The following is a 17,485-nucleotide window of genomic DNA, read 5'->3' as shown; positions in this document are numbered from 1 at the left end:
CCTATTTTCCAGACGGTATTGAAGACATTTTTAAAGGATAAGGACAAGGTTTTAAACGCCATGGAATTGCCTTATTCAAACGCCAAACTGGAAGCTACCAATAATCTCATCAAAGTCATTAAGAGAAATGCCTTTGGTTTCAGGAACTTTGAAAACTTTAAAAAACGGATTTTGATTGCTTTGAACATAAAGAAAGAGAGAGCGAAGTTCGTCCTCTCTAGGTGTTAGCTTTTCATCTACCCACTACAGTTGACAAAGAGCCGAATAAAAAAGAGAGAATCTTACGACTCTCTCCACACTATTATTTAGTTTTTTCAACACCTAGAATTTTCACATCATAGCTACCTGCTGGTGTTTCAATTGTAGCTACATCCCCTGTCTTCTTACCAATCAAGGCTCTACCAATTGGACTTTCGTTAGAAATTTTATTGGCAAAAGCATCAGCTCCAGCTGCACCGACAATATGGTAAACTTCTTCTTCTGTCTCACCAACTTCTTGAACTGTTACTGTTCTACCAATTGCCACTTCGTCTGCAGCAACAGCATCACTATTTACAATTTCAGCATAGCGAATTTTTGTTTCAATTGCTGAAATTTGACCTTCAACAAAAGCTTGTTCATCTTTTGCCGCTTCATATTCAGAGTTCTCTGAAAGGTCCCCATATGAACGTGCAATTTTAATGCGTTCCACAATTTCTGGACGACGAACAAGTTTTAATTCTTCTAACTCTTTTTCTAATTTTTCTTTTTCTTCCAAGGTCATTGGATATGTTTTTTCTGCCATGTTCTTTTCCTCTTTCATTTTTTTCAAGAAAACAAAATTATGTGGAATACCACATAATTTTGTTCTAGTAAAGACTAATTTATTCTAAATGCGCATTGACATATGTAGCAACATTCTGGTCATGTTCCTCAATTGTATTAGCAAAGTAAACTGTTCCAGTAGTAACATCCGCCACAAAATAATAATAATCCGTTGCATTTTCATTTAAAACAGCTTCTATTGCCGACAAACTAGGACTATCAACCGGACCAGGCATCAAGCCTGCTCTCCAATAGATATTATAAGGAGATTCGATTGAAGTGTCAATATTCCTATCCTCGGCCAAAGTTGTTTCCTCTCCTAGTTTACCTTGGGCATAGAGAATTGCAATATTGGACTGAAGAGGCATTTCTGCATTTAAGCGATTAAAGAATACACTTGCAATATTACGACGATCTTCATCTGTTGATCCCTCTTTTTCAACAAGGGACGCAAGTGTCAGTACTTCATTTACAGTTAGGTTTTTATTAGCAATCGCTTCATAATAAGGTTGAAGGCGAGCATCTGTTGTTGAAATCATTTGCTCAACCAAGTCTTCGATTGTTGTATCGTCATAATAATCATAAACAGCTGGGAAGAGGTAACCCTCTAATCTGTAAATAACTCCACTATCCGCAGCAGGTAGGCTAGCAAATAAGTTTGGATAGGTTGCAACCATTCGATCAATGAATTCTTGATTTGTTACTGTAGCTAAAAATTCCTCACTGGTAAATGGTGTTTTATCAGTTTTATCATCCGTTTTAGCATTCAATGTAACTGAATTCGCAATTTGTGTAAGTGTATAACCTTCAACAATTAACACTTTTCCTGCAGGTTCCTCTTGTGCAGTCGGTGTTCCACTTTCTTGCAAAGCTTTCGCAAGATCATCTACTGACATACTTTGCGATAGGTTATAAAATCCACTCTGGTAATTATTATAACTCTTAATTTTTGAGTAATAATTAAAAACAGTAGCATTTTTTATTAGGTCATTCTCAAAGAGAATATTTGCGATTTCCTTAGTAGAGGATCCTTCAGGAATCTCCACTTGAATCGTTTTTGTGGCTTCAGTATTAATAGGCTCCAAGCTTGATTTTACCCAGAAGAAACCAAACGTACAAGTAGCTAAAAAGAAGACAACTACCAATGACATAACCACCGCAACAATTCTTTTTGCCGTTCTGTCCTGTTTCTTTCGCTTTTGCTTATTTTTACTATGTGTACGGCGTCTTGGTTGACTTTCTTCGACTTTTATTGGCTCTTTTGAAACTGCCACTGAAGGGGCTATCAAAGTCGCTTCCAGTGGAATAATTTCTGTATCACCAGTAACAGTCGAAACATCTTCTTTAGGGAAATCGATAAATGTGTCCTCTAACGATGGACTTGTTGAATGAGCATCAAAACTCTCTTCAGACTGAACTGAAGCAGAACCCATTTTTTCAGATTCAAGCAACTGATCTCCTAAAAGTTCTGAATTAGCTGAAATGAAATTTCTAAGTTCTTCCAAATTACGCTCAACTGTATCTTGTAATACAGGTCGTGGTTGATCTCCCACGTTGCTATCAGTTTGTTTTTCATCCAATACTGTTATTTCTTCTGAAATACTCTCATCAGCACGCTCTTCTAATACTTTTGGAAGCTCTTCTGGTTCGAATTTAGCGACTTCACTATGATCAATTTCATTTTTCGCAACAGAAGCGATTGCCTCAATCTCCTCAACAACTTTATCATTTACTTGAGACAAGGTCTCTTCCGGTTGTCCTTCAAGGCGCTGGGCTTTCAATTCTTCGAGTTCACGTAAAATTTGATCACGAAAACTTGAAGGCTGTGCATTGTTGTCATTCTCTTTTGTCACAATTACACTCCTTTCACACAGTTATCATTCATTATAACTTAAAGCATTTATAAATGCAAGAAATTCCTGTTTTAGGGAGCATTCCAGTACATATCAAACCATGAAGTACCACCAAATTCAGACTCAGAAGGTCCGAAATCTGTAAAATGATTTATTTCATAATAACCGACTAAAACTTCTTTACAAGTTAAAGCAATTCCCACATAACCTTCTTGAAGAGCAACTTCTTTCAACGCTGCTATTAATAGTGTTCCAATTCCCTGTCCTTGATAATTTTTCGACACAGATAAACTAGCAATAGCCAGATAATTACCAACTGGAATCGTATCAGAAGATAAATAAAAAATCGCATCTGTCACCTTAGGAGTGGTGCATGGGCATGAGAGGATAAAGCCCACTAATTCACCATTGTTTTCCATTACAAGACATGTTTTTTGAAGCCTGTCAAGATAGGTAGCGAGGACAGCTTCCGAAATTTGTTCCTGGCTTGAAAAATTAGCTTGTTCAAGCTCCACTACTTGCTCTAAATCTGAGAATTTTGCAAAACGAATTTCCATACATTTTCCCTTAAATAGCGGAAAAACAGGGGCTAAAAGCCTCCGTCTTCCACTTTATTGAACATTATTTGTAAGACTGGACAAAAGTCTTTCAAATGAGTACTCATATGACTGAATGTCACCTGCTCCCATAAATACATAGACTGCGTTGTCATGATCCAACAGCGGTGATGTATTTTCAACAGTAAGTAAGCCACCTTTTTTATTGATTTTAGCTGCCAAATCTTCTACCTTGACCTGACCATTATCTGTTTCACGTGCTGAACCATAAATTTGAGCAAGGTATACTGCATCAGCACCATTCAAAGCATCTGCAAATTCATCCAAGAGGGCAATGGTACGAGTAAAGGTATGTGGTTGGAAAATGGCAACCAATTCTTTACTACGATATTTTTGACGTGCGGCATCAATAGTCGCAATGATTTCAGTTGGATGGTGAGCAAAGTCATCAATAATGACTGTGTTATTAACCACTTTTTCTGTGAAGCGACGTTTTACACCACCAAAAGTCTTCAAATGCTCTGCAACCAACTGCAAATCGAAACCAGCGACATAAAGGGTAGCAATAACAGCTGTTGCATTCATCACATTATGCTTACCAAATGTCGGAATTTGGAATTCACCCAACTCTTCCTCGCCGTGACGCACCTTAAACTGTGATCCTGTAGTAGAAGGTTTGAGGTCATAGGCAATAAAATCATTGTTTTCGTTTAAACCATAGTAAAAGATGGGAGCATTTGCAGTGACTCTTCGAAGTTGCTCGTCTTCACCATATACAAAGAGACCTTTTTTTACTTGTTTTGCATAATCATTGAAAGCGTTAAATACATCTTCAAGACTTGTAAAGTAATCAGGGTGGTCAAAGTCAATATTTGTGATGATGCTATACTCCGGATTGTAGGGTGCAAAATGACGTTCATATTCATCTGACTCAAATACAAAATACTGAGCATTTGCTGAACCACGGCCAGTACCATCACCAATTAGAAACGATGTATCCGTAATATTACGCATAACATGCGCTAAGAGCCCTGTTGTTGAGGTCTTACCATGGGCACCTGCAACACCAAGACTTGTAAAGTCTTTCATAAATTCGCCCAAGAATTCATGGTAGCGTTTATAGGTATACCCATGTTCATCAGCAAATGCGATTTCAACATTATTGTCTGGACGGAAGGCGTTACCTGCAATTAATTCAACATCCGCTGTGATGTTTTTTTCATCAAATGGAAAGATTGGAATGCCAGCTTGTTCCAGCCCTCTTTGAGTAAAGTAATACTTTTCTACATCACTCCCCTGTACCTTGTGCCCCATTTGATGTAACATCAAAGCGAGCGCACTCATACCAGACCCTTTTATTCCAATAAAGTGATAGACTTTAGACATTTCGTTCCTCTTCTATATGTGTTAAATTCAATTCCTGTGCAAGCTGACGTTCTCTCTGAATGGTCCGTTCTGGATAATTATAGGCTTGGCTTTTTTTCAAAAAATCGTAAGAATTCTTTTTTACAGATTGAACTTGTTTACGATCCTCTTTCTTGAGTGAATAGACAGTTGGCATATCCGCTAAAATATACTCTGACTGACGTAAATTATTAGCCAAGCGAGTCAGTCTATCCACTTTTGTTCCAACTGTAGTTTCAGATGGAACAACAACTGGTCGGACACGAGATGGTTGAATCACAGTTTTCTCATCTCTCAAATAACCAGCCGACCGCTTTTTCTTTAAATCCTCTCTTGCTTTTTCGCGAGCCAGTTGTCCTTGAGTTTTTTCAGCAGGTGATTTGACTCTTACTAACTGTTGCCGATCTTTTCTTGAGTATCGACTCGGTGTAGCTTCAAAAAGTGGTGGTAATAGCTCGTCTTCTGACTGGGAGCTAGAACTATCTTGAGCCGACTTCTTTTTTTCTGTAGCCATTACGAAATCTCGCTCCTGATACGGCCCTTTAATATTACTGATTAAATCACTTTCATCATATAAACTCATTACAGGGTTAGCACCAATCAGAATCTCGTTATCTGCAACTAATGGAAATTTTCTCGCTTGTCGAATCATAAGTCATTCCTTTCAAAGACATATTATACCACATTTTTGTAAATTTTCCTTATCCTGTATATATACACCTATATGTACACCTATTGGATTCCTAAAATCTCGCGGATATCCTCTGCAGTTAATTGTGAGCGGCTTTCATTCCCATCAAGTACTGTCTTTACAAGATTTCTTTTATTCTCTTGTAGCTCTAGAATTTTTTCTTCAATAGTCCCACGAGTAATCAATCGGTAACATTCAACCATCTCTGTTTGACCCATTCTGTGGGCACGACTGATGGCTTGTGCTTCAACAGCTGGATTCCACCATAAGTCTACTAAAATAACTGTATCAGCTCCTGTTAAATTCAGTCCAACACCGCCTGCTTTCAATGAAATAAGAAAGGCATCTCGGCTGCCTGCATTAAATGCTCGAGTCATTTCCTGTCGTTGATTTGCAGGAGTTGAGCCAGTTAAGGTATAGGATGTTAATCCAATTTCTTCCAGTTGAGACTCAATTTGCTCTAACATATTTCGAAACTGAGAAAAAATAAGAACTCGCCGATTCCCTTCTTTTAATTGAATTAATAATTCTCTCAAACTATTTAACTTGCCACTTTCCCCCTTATAGGAATCCAAAAATAGGCTTGGAGTATCGCAAATCTGCCTTAATCGAGTGATTCCCGACAGAATTTCGATTTTACTTCGATTAATTTGCGCATCAGTTGCACCAAGAACTTGTGATTGCATTTGTTGAAGTTGTGCTAAATAAACTGTCTTTTGTTCATCAGTTAATTCATTCAGAACATTGACTTCAATTAAATCTGGTAACTCTCTGAGAACATCTTCTTTATGACGCCTCAACACAAATGGTTGTATCGTTCGAGCTAATTCTTTAGCTGTCATCTTACTAAAGGCTTGCTTATTGGGTAACAATCCTGGAAGAACGATTTGGAAAATAGACCATAATTCTGTTAAGTGATTTTCAATCGGTGTTCCAGATAAGGCAAAACAGTTCCCTACTTCAAATTCACGAAGTAATTGGGCAATTTTTGATTGGGCATTTTTCATGACCTGAGCCTCATCCAAAATGAGGTAATCAAATCTCTCCTGCTTGTATAGCTCTACATCCTGCCTAAAGGACGGATAAGATGTCACTAAAATTTGCTTTCTATTTGCAATAATCTCTTCACGTTGTTCTCTGGTACCATGAACAACAGCCACATCAAGTTCAGGTGCAAATCTGTTACACTCCTCTAACCAATTGTAAATGAGACTGGAAGGTGCCAATATCAATACTTTTGAGTCTTCACTTAGTCGACTAGTCAGAAAAGAGATGGTTTGTAAGGTCTTTCCTAATCCCATATCATCAGCTAGAATCCCTCCAAAACCATAAGTATCTAACATAGATAACCATTTAACACCAATCTGTTGATAATCTCTAAGCGGGGTAGTGACTCTCAATTCAGGAAGTGGGAAACGTTCTGGCTGAGCGAGATAGGTCGCCATTTCTAAAAACTCTTTCGTAAATTGGACTTGTTCAAAGTTTGCAAAAGATTGAGACAATTGGTATCCTACTAAAGCATGGACCTGAAGTTGTCCAGTTTGATTGTGGCGGGCTCGTAAGTTAATAAGTGTTTGACTAATTTTCTTTGTGTCTTCATCAAAGACTAAGACCTTTCCACTGGTACTAGTATAATAGTCTTCTTGATTTAATAAAGCCTGAATAGCCTGATCAATTTCAATCGGATCAACTTCGGACAAATCAAAAGAAATATCCAAAAGTGAACCATTACGAGTCACCTCTATTTGTGGCTTAGCTTCAATGAGTAAATCTTGAATATCATCTGATAAGACCACTTTCCCCATTTTTTCCAAAGCTGGTACTTGCTGACGGAAAAAAGGATATAACTCTGTTTGACTAAGCGAAGCCCTATAAGCCTTATACGTTCCATGAAAACCAGCCAGGTGGATTGTTTGAAAAACAGCCTCCAAGTGTTGGAAATGGCTCGCAAATGGTAATAGAGCTAATTCCTCTTCACTGCTTACCATTCTACCACCAAAGTTTAACAGCAATTGCAAACATAGACGACCATCTGCTTCCATCTTAATGTAAAACTCTGGCTTAAAATCATGTATCCTAAACCGTTTTGGAGCTGACACACTACCAATCGTTTGCAGATCTAATAAACTCAGTGCCAGTCGATCTTGATCGCTGAAATCAACTTGAACTTTTTTATGGCCAGATTCAGTTGGGACTAATTCTGATAGATAGCGAATCAGATTTTCTTGCCAGCGATTGACACTATAAACAATCCCATCCACCAATAGAAAACGCCCTTGAAATAGCTGTCGATAAGATTTCTCATGAATGACCATTTCAATCATGTGCGTGTGGACCGTTACATCAAAGTGAAACAAACCTGCATCTTCACTCAACGGAAAAACGTTCATAGAACGATAAGATTGCTGCTGATACGAAAATTCAAATACAGCTAGCTGGTTCAGCAATTCCAGCCCTTCTTCAAAATAGGCCTGAGGTAAGCGAAAATGTCTTCCAAAATGTATAAGAATATCTGAGTCCAATCCAACTTTCTCTGGTACCAAATTCCATAGAAATTCTAATAAAGCCTGACTCGGCTCATCAAAATTTTCATACGCAACCAGCTCATAATAATTTTTTCCAATTTGGTAATAACCATTAACTTTTACCAGACGCAAAAATGCACCAATATCTCTTACAATATAAGAACGACTATCTGGCAGACGGGAAATTTTCAAAGTCCAATCAATCTGACGATCAAAAGGCAACAAACTTCCTTCCACAGATAACTGATACTTGATCCCCATTTCTGGCTTTGGACGAAGAATCTCATCTAAAAATAGACCACCAAAATAGGTTCGACGAACGGTTTCTTTATGTTCATCCCCCTCTTCTTTCATGGATTGACTTATATCCTTGCCCGACCTATCATTTTTCAAGAAATACTCCGTAGCAGCTAAATGTTGGCAGTAACCCTTGCTCTGAAATAATTGACAGCTACATTGTAGATCGCTATCCTCATCTCCATACACAAAGTGTTCTCCGGCAATATCAAGCTCCATTTTGCCATTCTTACTTTGAAGAACTGTCAATTGTCCAGCCTCGTATAAATCAATTCCTTCTTGGCGAATCCGCCCCGGCATCATACGACCCATTCAAGCTCCTTTTCTTTTTGTCATTTGTTTTTTTAATAATGCAAAGTGTGAGAAGCTAGAAATCCGATTTCCGTAGCAAATATTTGCAATCCTGCTTCTCACTGCACGTCTGACCATTACGACTATTGTGAACTACACTCCCTATTTTCAACCTCATAAGGTCATCCAAACCTTCTTGTAAACTACATGACAATACTAATACTCTTCAAAAATCAAAATTAACCATTGTCAAAAGCCTTGATGAGTGAAAAGCTACAAATGGAGCTTTTCAGCCTGTCACCTTGAAATAAGAAAGTGACAGAGTTTTGTCTTCGGCTTAATGTCACGAACACCATTCTCTATATTTTCAACCCTCAACTATCTCCAAGGTAGTTGAAGCTAGGCTATTTTGATGTTCATTGAGTATTGTCTATATCAAAATCATTATCATTCCATTATAGCAGATTTTAAGGGAATTTTCCCCGACTAGGCATCAAAAAAAACACCAGCTGTAAATCTGATGTCTCTAATGAATAGCTAAATAATAAATCGTTACTTGCCACATTTTCAAGATTGTTTTTCCGCATTTCCAAAGCCAAAATAGAGCAAACAACAAGAAAACAATTGCCACTACTCCGTGAATCAAGCCTTTTCCTTCCAAGAAAAATACGAAAAAGAAGACGGTCACACAAGTAAGCAAGGCAAAGAGTAAGACATGAATCAGAACTCCTAACCAACCTAGCCAGTAGCGAAATCCAAAGGGAGGGTGTTTCCTTTCAGCAAAGTCTGCTAGACCAGTCAAAAACTCAACCAACAACTCAACCAAAAAATCCACACTAGTCTTCCTTTCTGACCTGTCGGTAATACTTTGTTCGTCGGACGAGGGATTTAATCGCATATAGGGATAGGAAGCTAAGGCCAATTGCACATAACAAAAAGAAGATGAAAAGCAATACCGTAGGCTGTTCAAATCGATTATAGACCATGGTTGGACCATATGTAAAAGCAATAAAATAGGAGATCAAGGTCGCAAAAGTAACCCAAAGACAGGCGACCAGACCCAGCCAATAATGAAAACCGAATGGTTTATACTGACTATCTTCATAGAAAATGGAATAGAAGGCCAAGATCGAAAGCAATAGAAAGAATAATCGCCATATTGGGATTGATATCATACAAATTACTCCTACTTTCATTCTAGAATATTTGTGAATACTTGCAATGAAAAAAGAGGTTGCCCTCTTTTCGAACCTGTATTCACAAGTGAAGTGTTTGTATATAAGAGATAGTTTTTTCGCTAATCAAGGCAGTTATTTGTGGGAATACTGACTGTATTTTGAAAAAATAAACGATGAGTAGCTGAAAAACTAGCCTTGAATAGAAGTGCTGAACTGTGAATGCAGGTTATTATTTCCGTTTCCGTGCAATCAAATGAATCGGTGTCCCTTCAAATACAAAGGCTTTGCGGATTTGATTTTCCAAGAAACGCATGTAAGAAAAATGCATGAGTTCTTCTTCATTGACAAAGACCACAAATGTCGGTGGCTTGGTCGCAACTTGAGTCGCGTAGAAAATCTTTAGGCGTTTACCCTTATCAGTTGGTGTTGGATTGATAGCAATAGCATCCATGATGACATCGTTGAGAACAGCCGATGGAATACGGGTATTCTGGCTTTCACTAATGGCTTTAATCATCTCAGGTAACTTATTCAAACGTTGTTTTGTTAAAGCCGATACAAAGATAATCGGTGCATAGGACAAGTATTGGAATTGGTCACGAATGTCGTCTTCCCACTGCTTCATGGTATGATTGTCTTTTTCAAGCGTATCCCACTTATTGACCACGATAATCATTCCCTTGCCGGCTTCATGGGCAAAACCTGCGATGCGTTTGTCATACTCACGAATACCCTCTTCAGCATTGATGACCATCAATATGACGTCCGAACGTTCAATGGCACGCATGGCACGCATAACGGAATATTTCTCCGTATTTTCATAGACCTTACCAGACTTGCGCATCCCTGCGGTATCAATCATGGTAAATTCTTGACCTTCTGGGTCTGTAAAGTGCGTATCAATGGCATCACGAGTCGTTCCAGCTACTGGAGAAGCAATCACGCGCTCTTCGCCCAAAATAGCATTAATCAAGCTGGATTTACCAACATTCGGACGACCAATCAAGCTGAACTTGATAATATCTGGATTTTCTTCTGCTTCCTGAGCTGGTAGGTTTTCAATGATAGCATCCAAGACATCCCCTGTTCCGATACCGTGAACAGAAGATACTGGATAAGGATCTCCAAGACCGAGTGAATAGAAATCGTAGATGTCATTACGCATTTCAGGGTTATCAACTTTATTGACAACCAAAATAACTGGTTTGTTTGTCTTATAAAGGATACGAGATACATACTCATCTGCATCTGTCACACCTTCCTTACCTGATACAACAAAGACGATGACATCGGCTTCATCCATGGCAATCTCAGCCTGATGTTTGATTTGTTCCATAAAAGGTGCATCCACATCATCAATACCACCTGTATCAATCAAGGAAAACTTACGATTCAGCCACTCACCAGTAGCATAGATACGGTCACGGGTCACACCTTCCACGTCTTCTACGATAGAAATACGTTCCCCTGCAATACGGTTAAATAAGGTTGATTTACCAACGTTGGGACGTCCAACGATGGCGATAGTTGGTAGAGCCATAGCTCCTCCTCTTCTAATATAGTCATTTTTGTTTGTCTTTTATAAGGTCGACGCATGAGGAAACTTCGTTTCCCTATTTCCAACTTCAAATAATGTCATCATTATTTGAACTCGCTTTGCCGTACTTTGCGTAAGAGGCTTGCTATCATCGCAAGTCTCATTTCCAGCCTTGTACAGTTCGCTAGACTGTACAAGCTGTCTACAGCTTTTGATGTGAACTTGGTTCACTTTATCAACAACCTCAAACTGTCTCCCAGACAGTTTGAGTGAGTACTAAAAGCAACCAAAAAGACCATAACTTACAATAGTTTATTTTTTTCTAATATAGCCCTCGTTTCAGGCTGCTCTGGCTGACCAAATTGAGCAATTAGGCGCTCAGACCAGGTTTCTGTTTGGCGAGCTCCTGCATATTCAGTCTGTACTAGGTCATATGATTCAATTGCTTCCACGCCTTGTTCCACATATTCTTCATGGAAAACAATGGCTTCTTTTGCCAAACGCGGTTTAACTGGATGATGTTGAGTAGGCCGCCCTAGAGCAATACAGAAAATGGGATAGGTATAATCCGGCAAATTGAACAGCTCCGCTATTGCTAAAGCCTTATGGCGAATCAGTCCAATAAACACTCCGCCGTAGCCCAAGCTTTCTGCCGCTAATAAGGTATTCTGACCGGCCAAAGAAGCATCAACTGATGAAATCAAGAGGTTCTCTGGTCCTTTGGCATCAAAGTCTGAACCATGAAGCTCCGCCGCCTTGCTGGCACGATTGTGGTCCCCAACAAAAACAAGAATTGCCTGAGCTTGAAGAATGGCAGGCTGTGGTACCAAGTCATATAGTGCTTGTTTTTTTGCTTCTGTTTGGACGACAACAATGGAATAGGACTGAAAATTTTTCCAGCTAGAGGCAGCTCGCCCAGCTGCGATGATTGTTTCAAGATCTTCTGCTACAAGAGGCTCCTCCGTAAAACGACGAACAGAGCTATGGTTCAACATTAAATCAATCGTTTCATTCATCGGCGGTTATTTCCTTTCAAATGTAAATCACGTGCTAAATAACGAATCCGCTCCATAACCCGCTTGGCCTGCCAGGTCTCATCACCAGACTTGCCGGATGCAAAATGACGTTCCAAATCATCAAAGGAGAAATTGGAAGTAAAGAAGGTCGGCAGATTTTCCTGCATACGGTACTGAAGAATGACCTGTAAAACATCATCACGCACCCACGGGCTATGTTGCTCCGCTCCGATATCGTCTAATACCAAGACTTGAGCCAACTTGATTTCGTCAATTCGCTCCTTGACAGAACCATCTTTGATGGCATTTTTTATATCGACAACAAAGGTTGGATAATGGAGCATGGTGGTTGATTGAAGATAAGTTTTGGATAACAAATTGGCTAAATAGGCCATCAAATAGCTTTTACCAACACCGAAGTTACCATAGATATAAAGAGCTTTTGGTTTTTCTTCAAATCGTTTGACAAAATCCGTTATGGCTAGCATGACTTCCACACGATTTTCATCATTCTTATCAATATCTGCCACAGTGACATTTTTCAAACTTGCCGGCATATTTATAAGCTGAATTCGGTTCTTGATAGCTTCTAAACGACGGTATTCGACCAATTCTTCTGTTTCGAGATAGGAAACATCCGCATAGCCTTCATTCATCACCAAAACAGGTTGGTAACCTTTGGCGATATAGGCCTCATCTTGTTTTACAAACAAATCACGCTGGCTGATATATTCCAAAAATTTGGAAATGGACAGGGTAATCTCCTTTTGAGTCAACCCTTCTTTCTTAATAAAGGCAGCAACTTCAGTATCACTCACTATCTCTTGATAGAGTTGCTGATAAGATTTTGGGCTAGGGTTAGTTGCCTGCGACAACTTATCTTGAACTGATTTCATCAGCTACCTCCTTTATTTTCCATTTCTTCTAACTCACGATAAAGAGCCGCCAACTTGGCTTGACCTTCTTGTGTTTGTTCTTGTTGAACCTCTTCCTTACTCCAGTCAGGCACATTGCTTTTCTGTGGCTGGCTCGGCTTGGTGACAGCTTGACCTGTCTTCAATTCTCTTAGGTAAAGAACAGCTGCCTCTGCACTTCCAATTCCCTTGTAAGAAAAATCATTTCCAAGCTTCATTGCATACTTTTCATTAAGATTGGCAGAGTCAATCTTGTTGAAAGTATAGAGAACCAAGATATTAATCACCTCATCAAGCAACCCTATGTTTGCCAAATCCGTTAAGCATTTCCGCTCAGCCATGGTTATAGTTGCCTTGCGCTGATCCTTTAAAATAGATAGAAATACAAGACTGGATTTCGATTTCGCCTCTCGAACAATAGCTCTTTCCTGGCCAGTGAGGTCGTTTTTTTCTTTTGGCAATGACTGACGTGACTGCTGCAATCGTTTAGTTGAGATTGTATGTCCAATAGCTGTTATTTTAGCCTGACGATAGGTTTCCAACCAGGTCCAACCTGCCTGCTCTGCTATGTAACTTAGTGCGATAATATCCTCAGTTTCATCTTGAAAATATAGTTTATCTTTAGCCATCAGAGCTTTAAATGCTGACCAATCAAAATCCCGATTGGATTCAAAAACAAGAGGAACCTGTCCATCCATTGTAAACACTTGTGAAAAATTTTTGGAAATATTTTGTTCCTGTTTTGGAATATGGACAAGTAAGCTATCCACACTAGCTTCACCAATCTTTTTAGCCAACAAATTCTTATACAAGGGCTTGGCTAAAAAGTTTTTTACAGTTAAAGGTGCTTGTACAGCTATTCCAGTCAACTCATCCGCACGATAGAGTTGCAAAAGTTCCATAGCTGTCAAGACATCTAAGGCCTTTTCCAATCGATTCATACCAAAATCCATATGGTTGAGAATCGAAGTCCATTTAAAACGTCCTTGCCCCTGGTCGGAAAAACTATAAAAGTAATAATAAAGCGCTAAAGCATCAAACCCAATGATGGGTTGGTAACATTTACTCAAACTGACAACATCTGGAATGAAGGCATTTGTTTTTATATAAGTAAATAAATCATTTGGCTTCATCTTTTGTTCCCGTTTTTACCTTGCTCCCTTTCGAAATCATTTGTTTGAGCAGATTTTCTAATTCACCAACATCCTTGAACGAACGATAGACTGAAGCAAAACGTACATAGGTAATTTCATCTAATTCAACCAATTCTTCCATCACAAAATTACCAATTACGTCACTTTCTATTTCAGCATCACTAATTGAGCGGACCTTTTGTTCTACGCGGTTAACCACTTCGTCTATATCACTGGTTGATACAGGACGCTTTTGGGCAGAACGAATGATTCCATTAAAGATTTTTTCGCGAGAAAATTGTTCTCTGGTACCATCTTTTTTAACAACAACTAATGTTTTTTCCTCAATCCGTTCATATGTGGTAAAACGTTGACCACATTGGTCACACGAGCGACGACGACGAATTGTGTTGCCATCTTCTGCTTGACGGCTGTCTATTACACTTGATTTTAAACTATGACATTTTGGACAACGCATACTCACTCTCCTACGAAAACTTTATCATCTCAGTATAGCATAATTTGAACAAAAACAAAAGAAAGCGAATAAATCACTTTCCTGTCAATGTAAATACTATTTTTTTGATTACTTGTATTATTTTGTAGCGAACAGGATGTGGGAAGTAATGAAACGTTCCTGGTTTTCGCAAAATATACCCATTAAAATTTTGCTTAAAGCGAAGAACACCATCCGAGCCATCGAATAAGCCCGTAATCCCTAAGAAATTATAAAACTTGATAGATTTTTTTATTGCCTTCTTCATTGCGAATTCTTGTAAAATGATTGGAGCATAGAAACTACTGAACTCCTCAAGTGAACCACTAAATAAATACACCAATTCTTGTTTAGTATATATAAACAAACTAGCAGCAATATCTATATCAGATGTTCCATATTTATTGATCCATTGTTCAGCATTTTGTTTTCGTTGCTCAAAACTCTCTATTTGACTTTCGATTTCGCGTAGTTCATTCCCTTTTTTTCTAGATTTCGGATTTATACTCAAATCTTGCACTAAATTCTCTGCTATTTTTTTCAATTTATCTTCTTGAGAATGTAATAAATCTAGATAGGTAGTCAGATTCAAACTTGCAATCAAGAAATCTGCTCCATCACTAAATGTATCAAATAGATCTTGATAATATTCTAACGGTTTATCTGTATAATCTCTTCTGTTTGAAGTAGCTTCTGTTATAGCTTTAAATCGTGGTAGTTCATCCTTTGTTAATCTAGTAATATTCAGTCCAAAGCTATTAGCCTTCTTACTAAGAACTTTCCCTTTTTTACTAAAGGAGGATACTAAGGTATCTTCAGTAATCCCCTCCAAATCCTTCACATAATGCCAAACTGGCTCTCCATTTGGATAACCCGTTTGTAAACCATCATACTGAAAATCATTCTTAGTCAACATCTCAATCAAATGAGTATCCTCAAAACCTAACGGCTGACCATTGCTATCGAAAGTTTGATAGGTTTGAGAAGGTTTAACGACCAGCTCCAAAACACCCTCATGTTTTGCATAATCTCTTAACGACTGAAAAAATTTGTCCAGATAACTGTTATCACTAACGACTGGACCAGAGTTTAACTCCATATAGAGACCGCCAAACATCTTCTTACAGAACACTAGACTTGAAATAACGATAGTAGAACTGTTATCTCGATACCCAACAAATCGAACATCGTAACCTCGTTTAGTTAGAAGTTCTCCCATTTCAAGGGATTGAAAAAACGATTTTTCACTTACGAGCTTGCAGTGCTGAACAAATTCATTCTTACTTATCTGAGAAAATGTCATGTTTAATGTTCCTCAACTTCTTTATTTTTTTCAGGATAGCTTGAAGAATATTATAGAGAATGGGCGAAAGTATCAGATCAAATTCTCCAATATACTCCTCAATAGTAGGATTAAATTGTGACTTAAACTGATATAATCCACCATCCAATTTTGGTTCAATTCCACCCAAGTTTTGCCAACTTGCACCACGTTCAAATGCTTGCTTAGCTGTCTCTACCCAAGTTAGAAGAGCTGGCTGATAACGTTTAAAATCTTCATCCATCCCAGCATAAATGTTTTCAGATGTTGTTCCAAAATTGATGGTCAATGTTCCTGCCAATGGAACAAAACTTCCCTTCGTTTCCATCAAGGAAGATAAGAAATCTAATTCAGTGTTCAATCTATTCAATTCTTTTAGATTATTATCAACTTTAGTTTGACGTGTTTTTGAAGTAAATGTATTTTTTTCTTCTATTAATTTTTCAACTTGCTGCGTGATGTGATCAGATCGATCAACTACATTTAAATATGCCACAGTCAAATAAGAATCTTCTGGGTATGCTGTTAAAATTCGGTGATAGTACTCTTTTCCACGTAAGTGGATAGCTTTTCGCTTCTCAGTTTTTTTCAACAACTCAGAAAAATCATCTAACAATTCTTCTCGACCAATGCTAATCTCAAGTCCTTTATTTCTCGCAGTGCGAATGTTTTGACGAACCCGTTTATGTAAGGAATTTTCTGAAAAAACATCCTTATATAAAACCGCATGATGGGTTGGTTGAATTGTATCACCCATCATTTTAGAGCGACCTGACCAGTTACAGCCTAAGTCAACCAACAAATCTTTTATCTCAAATGTCTGTTGACTATCTTCTATTTTTCCATCCATATCCCGTTTTGAAAGGAGCAAGAATGGATCAAACTTAATAAAAATACTTCGATGTAGGTTTCCAAACTCCTTTAAAGAAGTTAGGACAAAAGAAACCAGCTCTTTGTCTTGATAGTCCATCACTGGACCCCTTGGTATGTAAATGACTGTAAAGCTTGCTGGAGAAAGCAGTTTTCGAATCAACACAGAGGCGACTGCAACCAATTTACCATCCTTGTAAAAACCTAGTCTCTCATTTTGCCAACCAACTTTTACATCAGCCCAAGAACTACTTTGCAAGAGATTTGCCTGATCAGAATTCTTTACAAATGTATCATGCTCTTCCACAGTTATACCAATTGTATATGTGTAACTCATTTATTATGTACTTCCAATCTAGTCACTCTAAGACTAACTCCTAAAGAATGTAACACATCTACCTGGTCACATTCCTTTCATTAATATCCTGTTAATCTATTAAATCCTTACTACAGAATAGCAAAATTCTCTGTTTAGTATTTCAACATTTTTCTTCTTGTTTGTCAAATCATAACAATGTAACGAGTGTGTCGGAATTTTTGAGAAGAGAGGATATTACCAAGAAAACGGAAAAGTCAAGACCAAAACAAACTTTTTCTT

Annotated in this window: 16 protein-coding genes; 1 reads left to right on the top strand and 15 read right to left on the bottom strand. The window is 38.2% G+C overall.

Annotated features, from left to right (window positions below):
- On the top strand, window positions 1-228 hold a 228-nt coding region (locus ACPC57_RS10355; protein ID WP_434066914.1), incomplete at its 5' end, for a transposase.
- 73 nt (window positions 229-301) lie between these two features.
- On the opposite strand, the gene greA is transcribed toward ACPC57_RS10355, so the two are convergent.
- The 15 genes from greA to ACPC57_RS10280 form a co-directional block, all read right to left on the bottom strand.
- On the bottom strand, window positions 302-784 hold the full coding sequence (greA, locus tag ACPC57_RS10350; RefSeq protein ID WP_434066913.1) for a transcription elongation factor GreA: 483 nt from the start codon (window positions 782-784) through the stop codon (window positions 302-304).
- Window positions 785-863: 79 nt separating this feature from the next.
- A complete protein-coding gene (gene mltG, locus ACPC57_RS10345) occupies window positions 864-2,657 on the bottom strand; it encodes an endolytic transglycosylase MltG (protein ID WP_434066912.1) in 1,794 nt (597 codons plus the stop codon).
- Window positions 2,658-2,728: 71 nt separating this feature from the next.
- Complete coding sequence (locus ACPC57_RS10340; protein WP_172036306.1) at window positions 2,729-3,214, bottom strand: GNAT family N-acetyltransferase; 486 nt, start codon at window positions 3,212-3,214, stop codon at window positions 2,729-2,731.
- Window positions 3,215-3,268: 54 nt separating this feature from the next.
- The gene (murC, locus tag ACPC57_RS10335; RefSeq protein ID WP_434066911.1) at window positions 3,269-4,600 is read right to left on the bottom strand and encodes a UDP-N-acetylmuramate--L-alanine ligase; all 1,332 of its coding nucleotides are present in this window, start codon (window positions 4,598-4,600) and stop codon (window positions 3,269-3,271) included.
- A complete protein-coding gene (locus ACPC57_RS10330) occupies window positions 4,593-5,270 on the bottom strand; it encodes a hypothetical protein (protein ID WP_434066910.1) in 678 nt (225 codons plus the stop codon). The genes murC and ACPC57_RS10330 overlap by 8 nt, the downstream gene beginning before the upstream one ends.
- Window positions 5,271-5,350: 80 nt before the next feature.
- Window positions 5,351-8,443 carry a DEAD/DEAH box helicase gene (locus ACPC57_RS10325; RefSeq protein ID WP_434066909.1) on the bottom strand — a complete coding sequence of 1,031 codons (3,093 nt, stop codon included), beginning with the start codon at window positions 8,441-8,443 and terminating at the stop codon, window positions 5,351-5,353.
- 505 nt (window positions 8,444-8,948) lie between these two features.
- The gene (locus ACPC57_RS10320; protein WP_274504610.1) at window positions 8,949-9,257 is read right to left on the bottom strand and encodes a hypothetical protein; all 309 of its coding nucleotides are present in this window, start codon (window positions 9,255-9,257) and stop codon (window positions 8,949-8,951) included.
- A 1-nt stretch (window position 9,258) separates the two neighbouring features.
- Window positions 9,259-9,597 (bottom strand): MFS transporter, encoded by a 339-nt coding sequence (locus ACPC57_RS10315; RefSeq protein ID WP_274504609.1) that lies wholly within the window; start codon window positions 9,595-9,597, stop codon window positions 9,259-9,261.
- Between the two features lie 232 nt (window positions 9,598-9,829).
- Entirely contained in the window at window positions 9,830-11,140 is a 1,311-nt protein-coding gene (gene der / locus ACPC57_RS10310; RefSeq protein WP_024391139.1) for a ribosome biogenesis GTPase Der, read from the bottom strand.
- 299 nt (window positions 11,141-11,439) lie between these two features.
- A complete protein-coding gene (locus tag ACPC57_RS10305) occupies window positions 11,440-12,153 on the bottom strand; it encodes a nitroreductase family protein (RefSeq protein WP_434066908.1) in 714 nt (237 codons plus the stop codon).
- On the bottom strand, window positions 12,150-13,049 hold the full coding sequence (dnaI, locus tag ACPC57_RS10300; protein WP_418127084.1) for a primosomal protein DnaI: 900 nt from the start codon (window positions 13,047-13,049) through the stop codon (window positions 12,150-12,152). The genes ACPC57_RS10305 and dnaI overlap by 4 nt, the downstream gene beginning before the upstream one ends.
- A complete protein-coding gene (locus ACPC57_RS10295; protein WP_289649178.1) occupies window positions 13,049-14,200 on the bottom strand; it encodes a replication initiation/membrane attachment protein in 1,152 nt (383 codons plus the stop codon). The genes dnaI and ACPC57_RS10295 overlap by 1 nt, the downstream gene beginning before the upstream one ends.
- Window positions 14,187-14,678, bottom strand: a complete 492-nt coding sequence (gene nrdR, locus ACPC57_RS10290) for a transcriptional regulator NrdR (protein ID WP_130554659.1) — start codon at window positions 14,676-14,678, stop codon at window positions 14,187-14,189. Before nrdR ends, ACPC57_RS10295 begins: the two co-directional genes overlap by 14 nt.
- 73 nt (window positions 14,679-14,751) lie before the next feature.
- Window positions 14,752-15,999 (bottom strand): aminoacyltransferase, encoded by a 1,248-nt coding sequence (locus ACPC57_RS10285; protein WP_239604570.1) that lies wholly within the window; start codon window positions 15,997-15,999, stop codon window positions 14,752-14,754.
- On the bottom strand, window positions 15,977-17,224 hold the full coding sequence (locus ACPC57_RS10280) for an aminoacyltransferase (RefSeq protein ID WP_217374726.1): 1,248 nt from the start codon (window positions 17,222-17,224) through the stop codon (window positions 15,977-15,979). Before ACPC57_RS10280 ends, ACPC57_RS10285 begins: the two co-directional genes overlap by 23 nt.
- Window positions 17,225-17,485 lie beyond the last annotated feature (261 nt).

It is taken from the genome of Streptococcus sp. VTCC 12886 (assembly GCF_049893425.1).
GTDB lineage: Bacteria > Bacillota > Bacilli > Lactobacillales > Streptococcaceae > Streptococcus > Streptococcus suis_AA.
The sequence above is the reverse complement of the archived record's forward strand: the minus strand, read 5'-3'. Positions and strand labels throughout refer to the sequence as shown.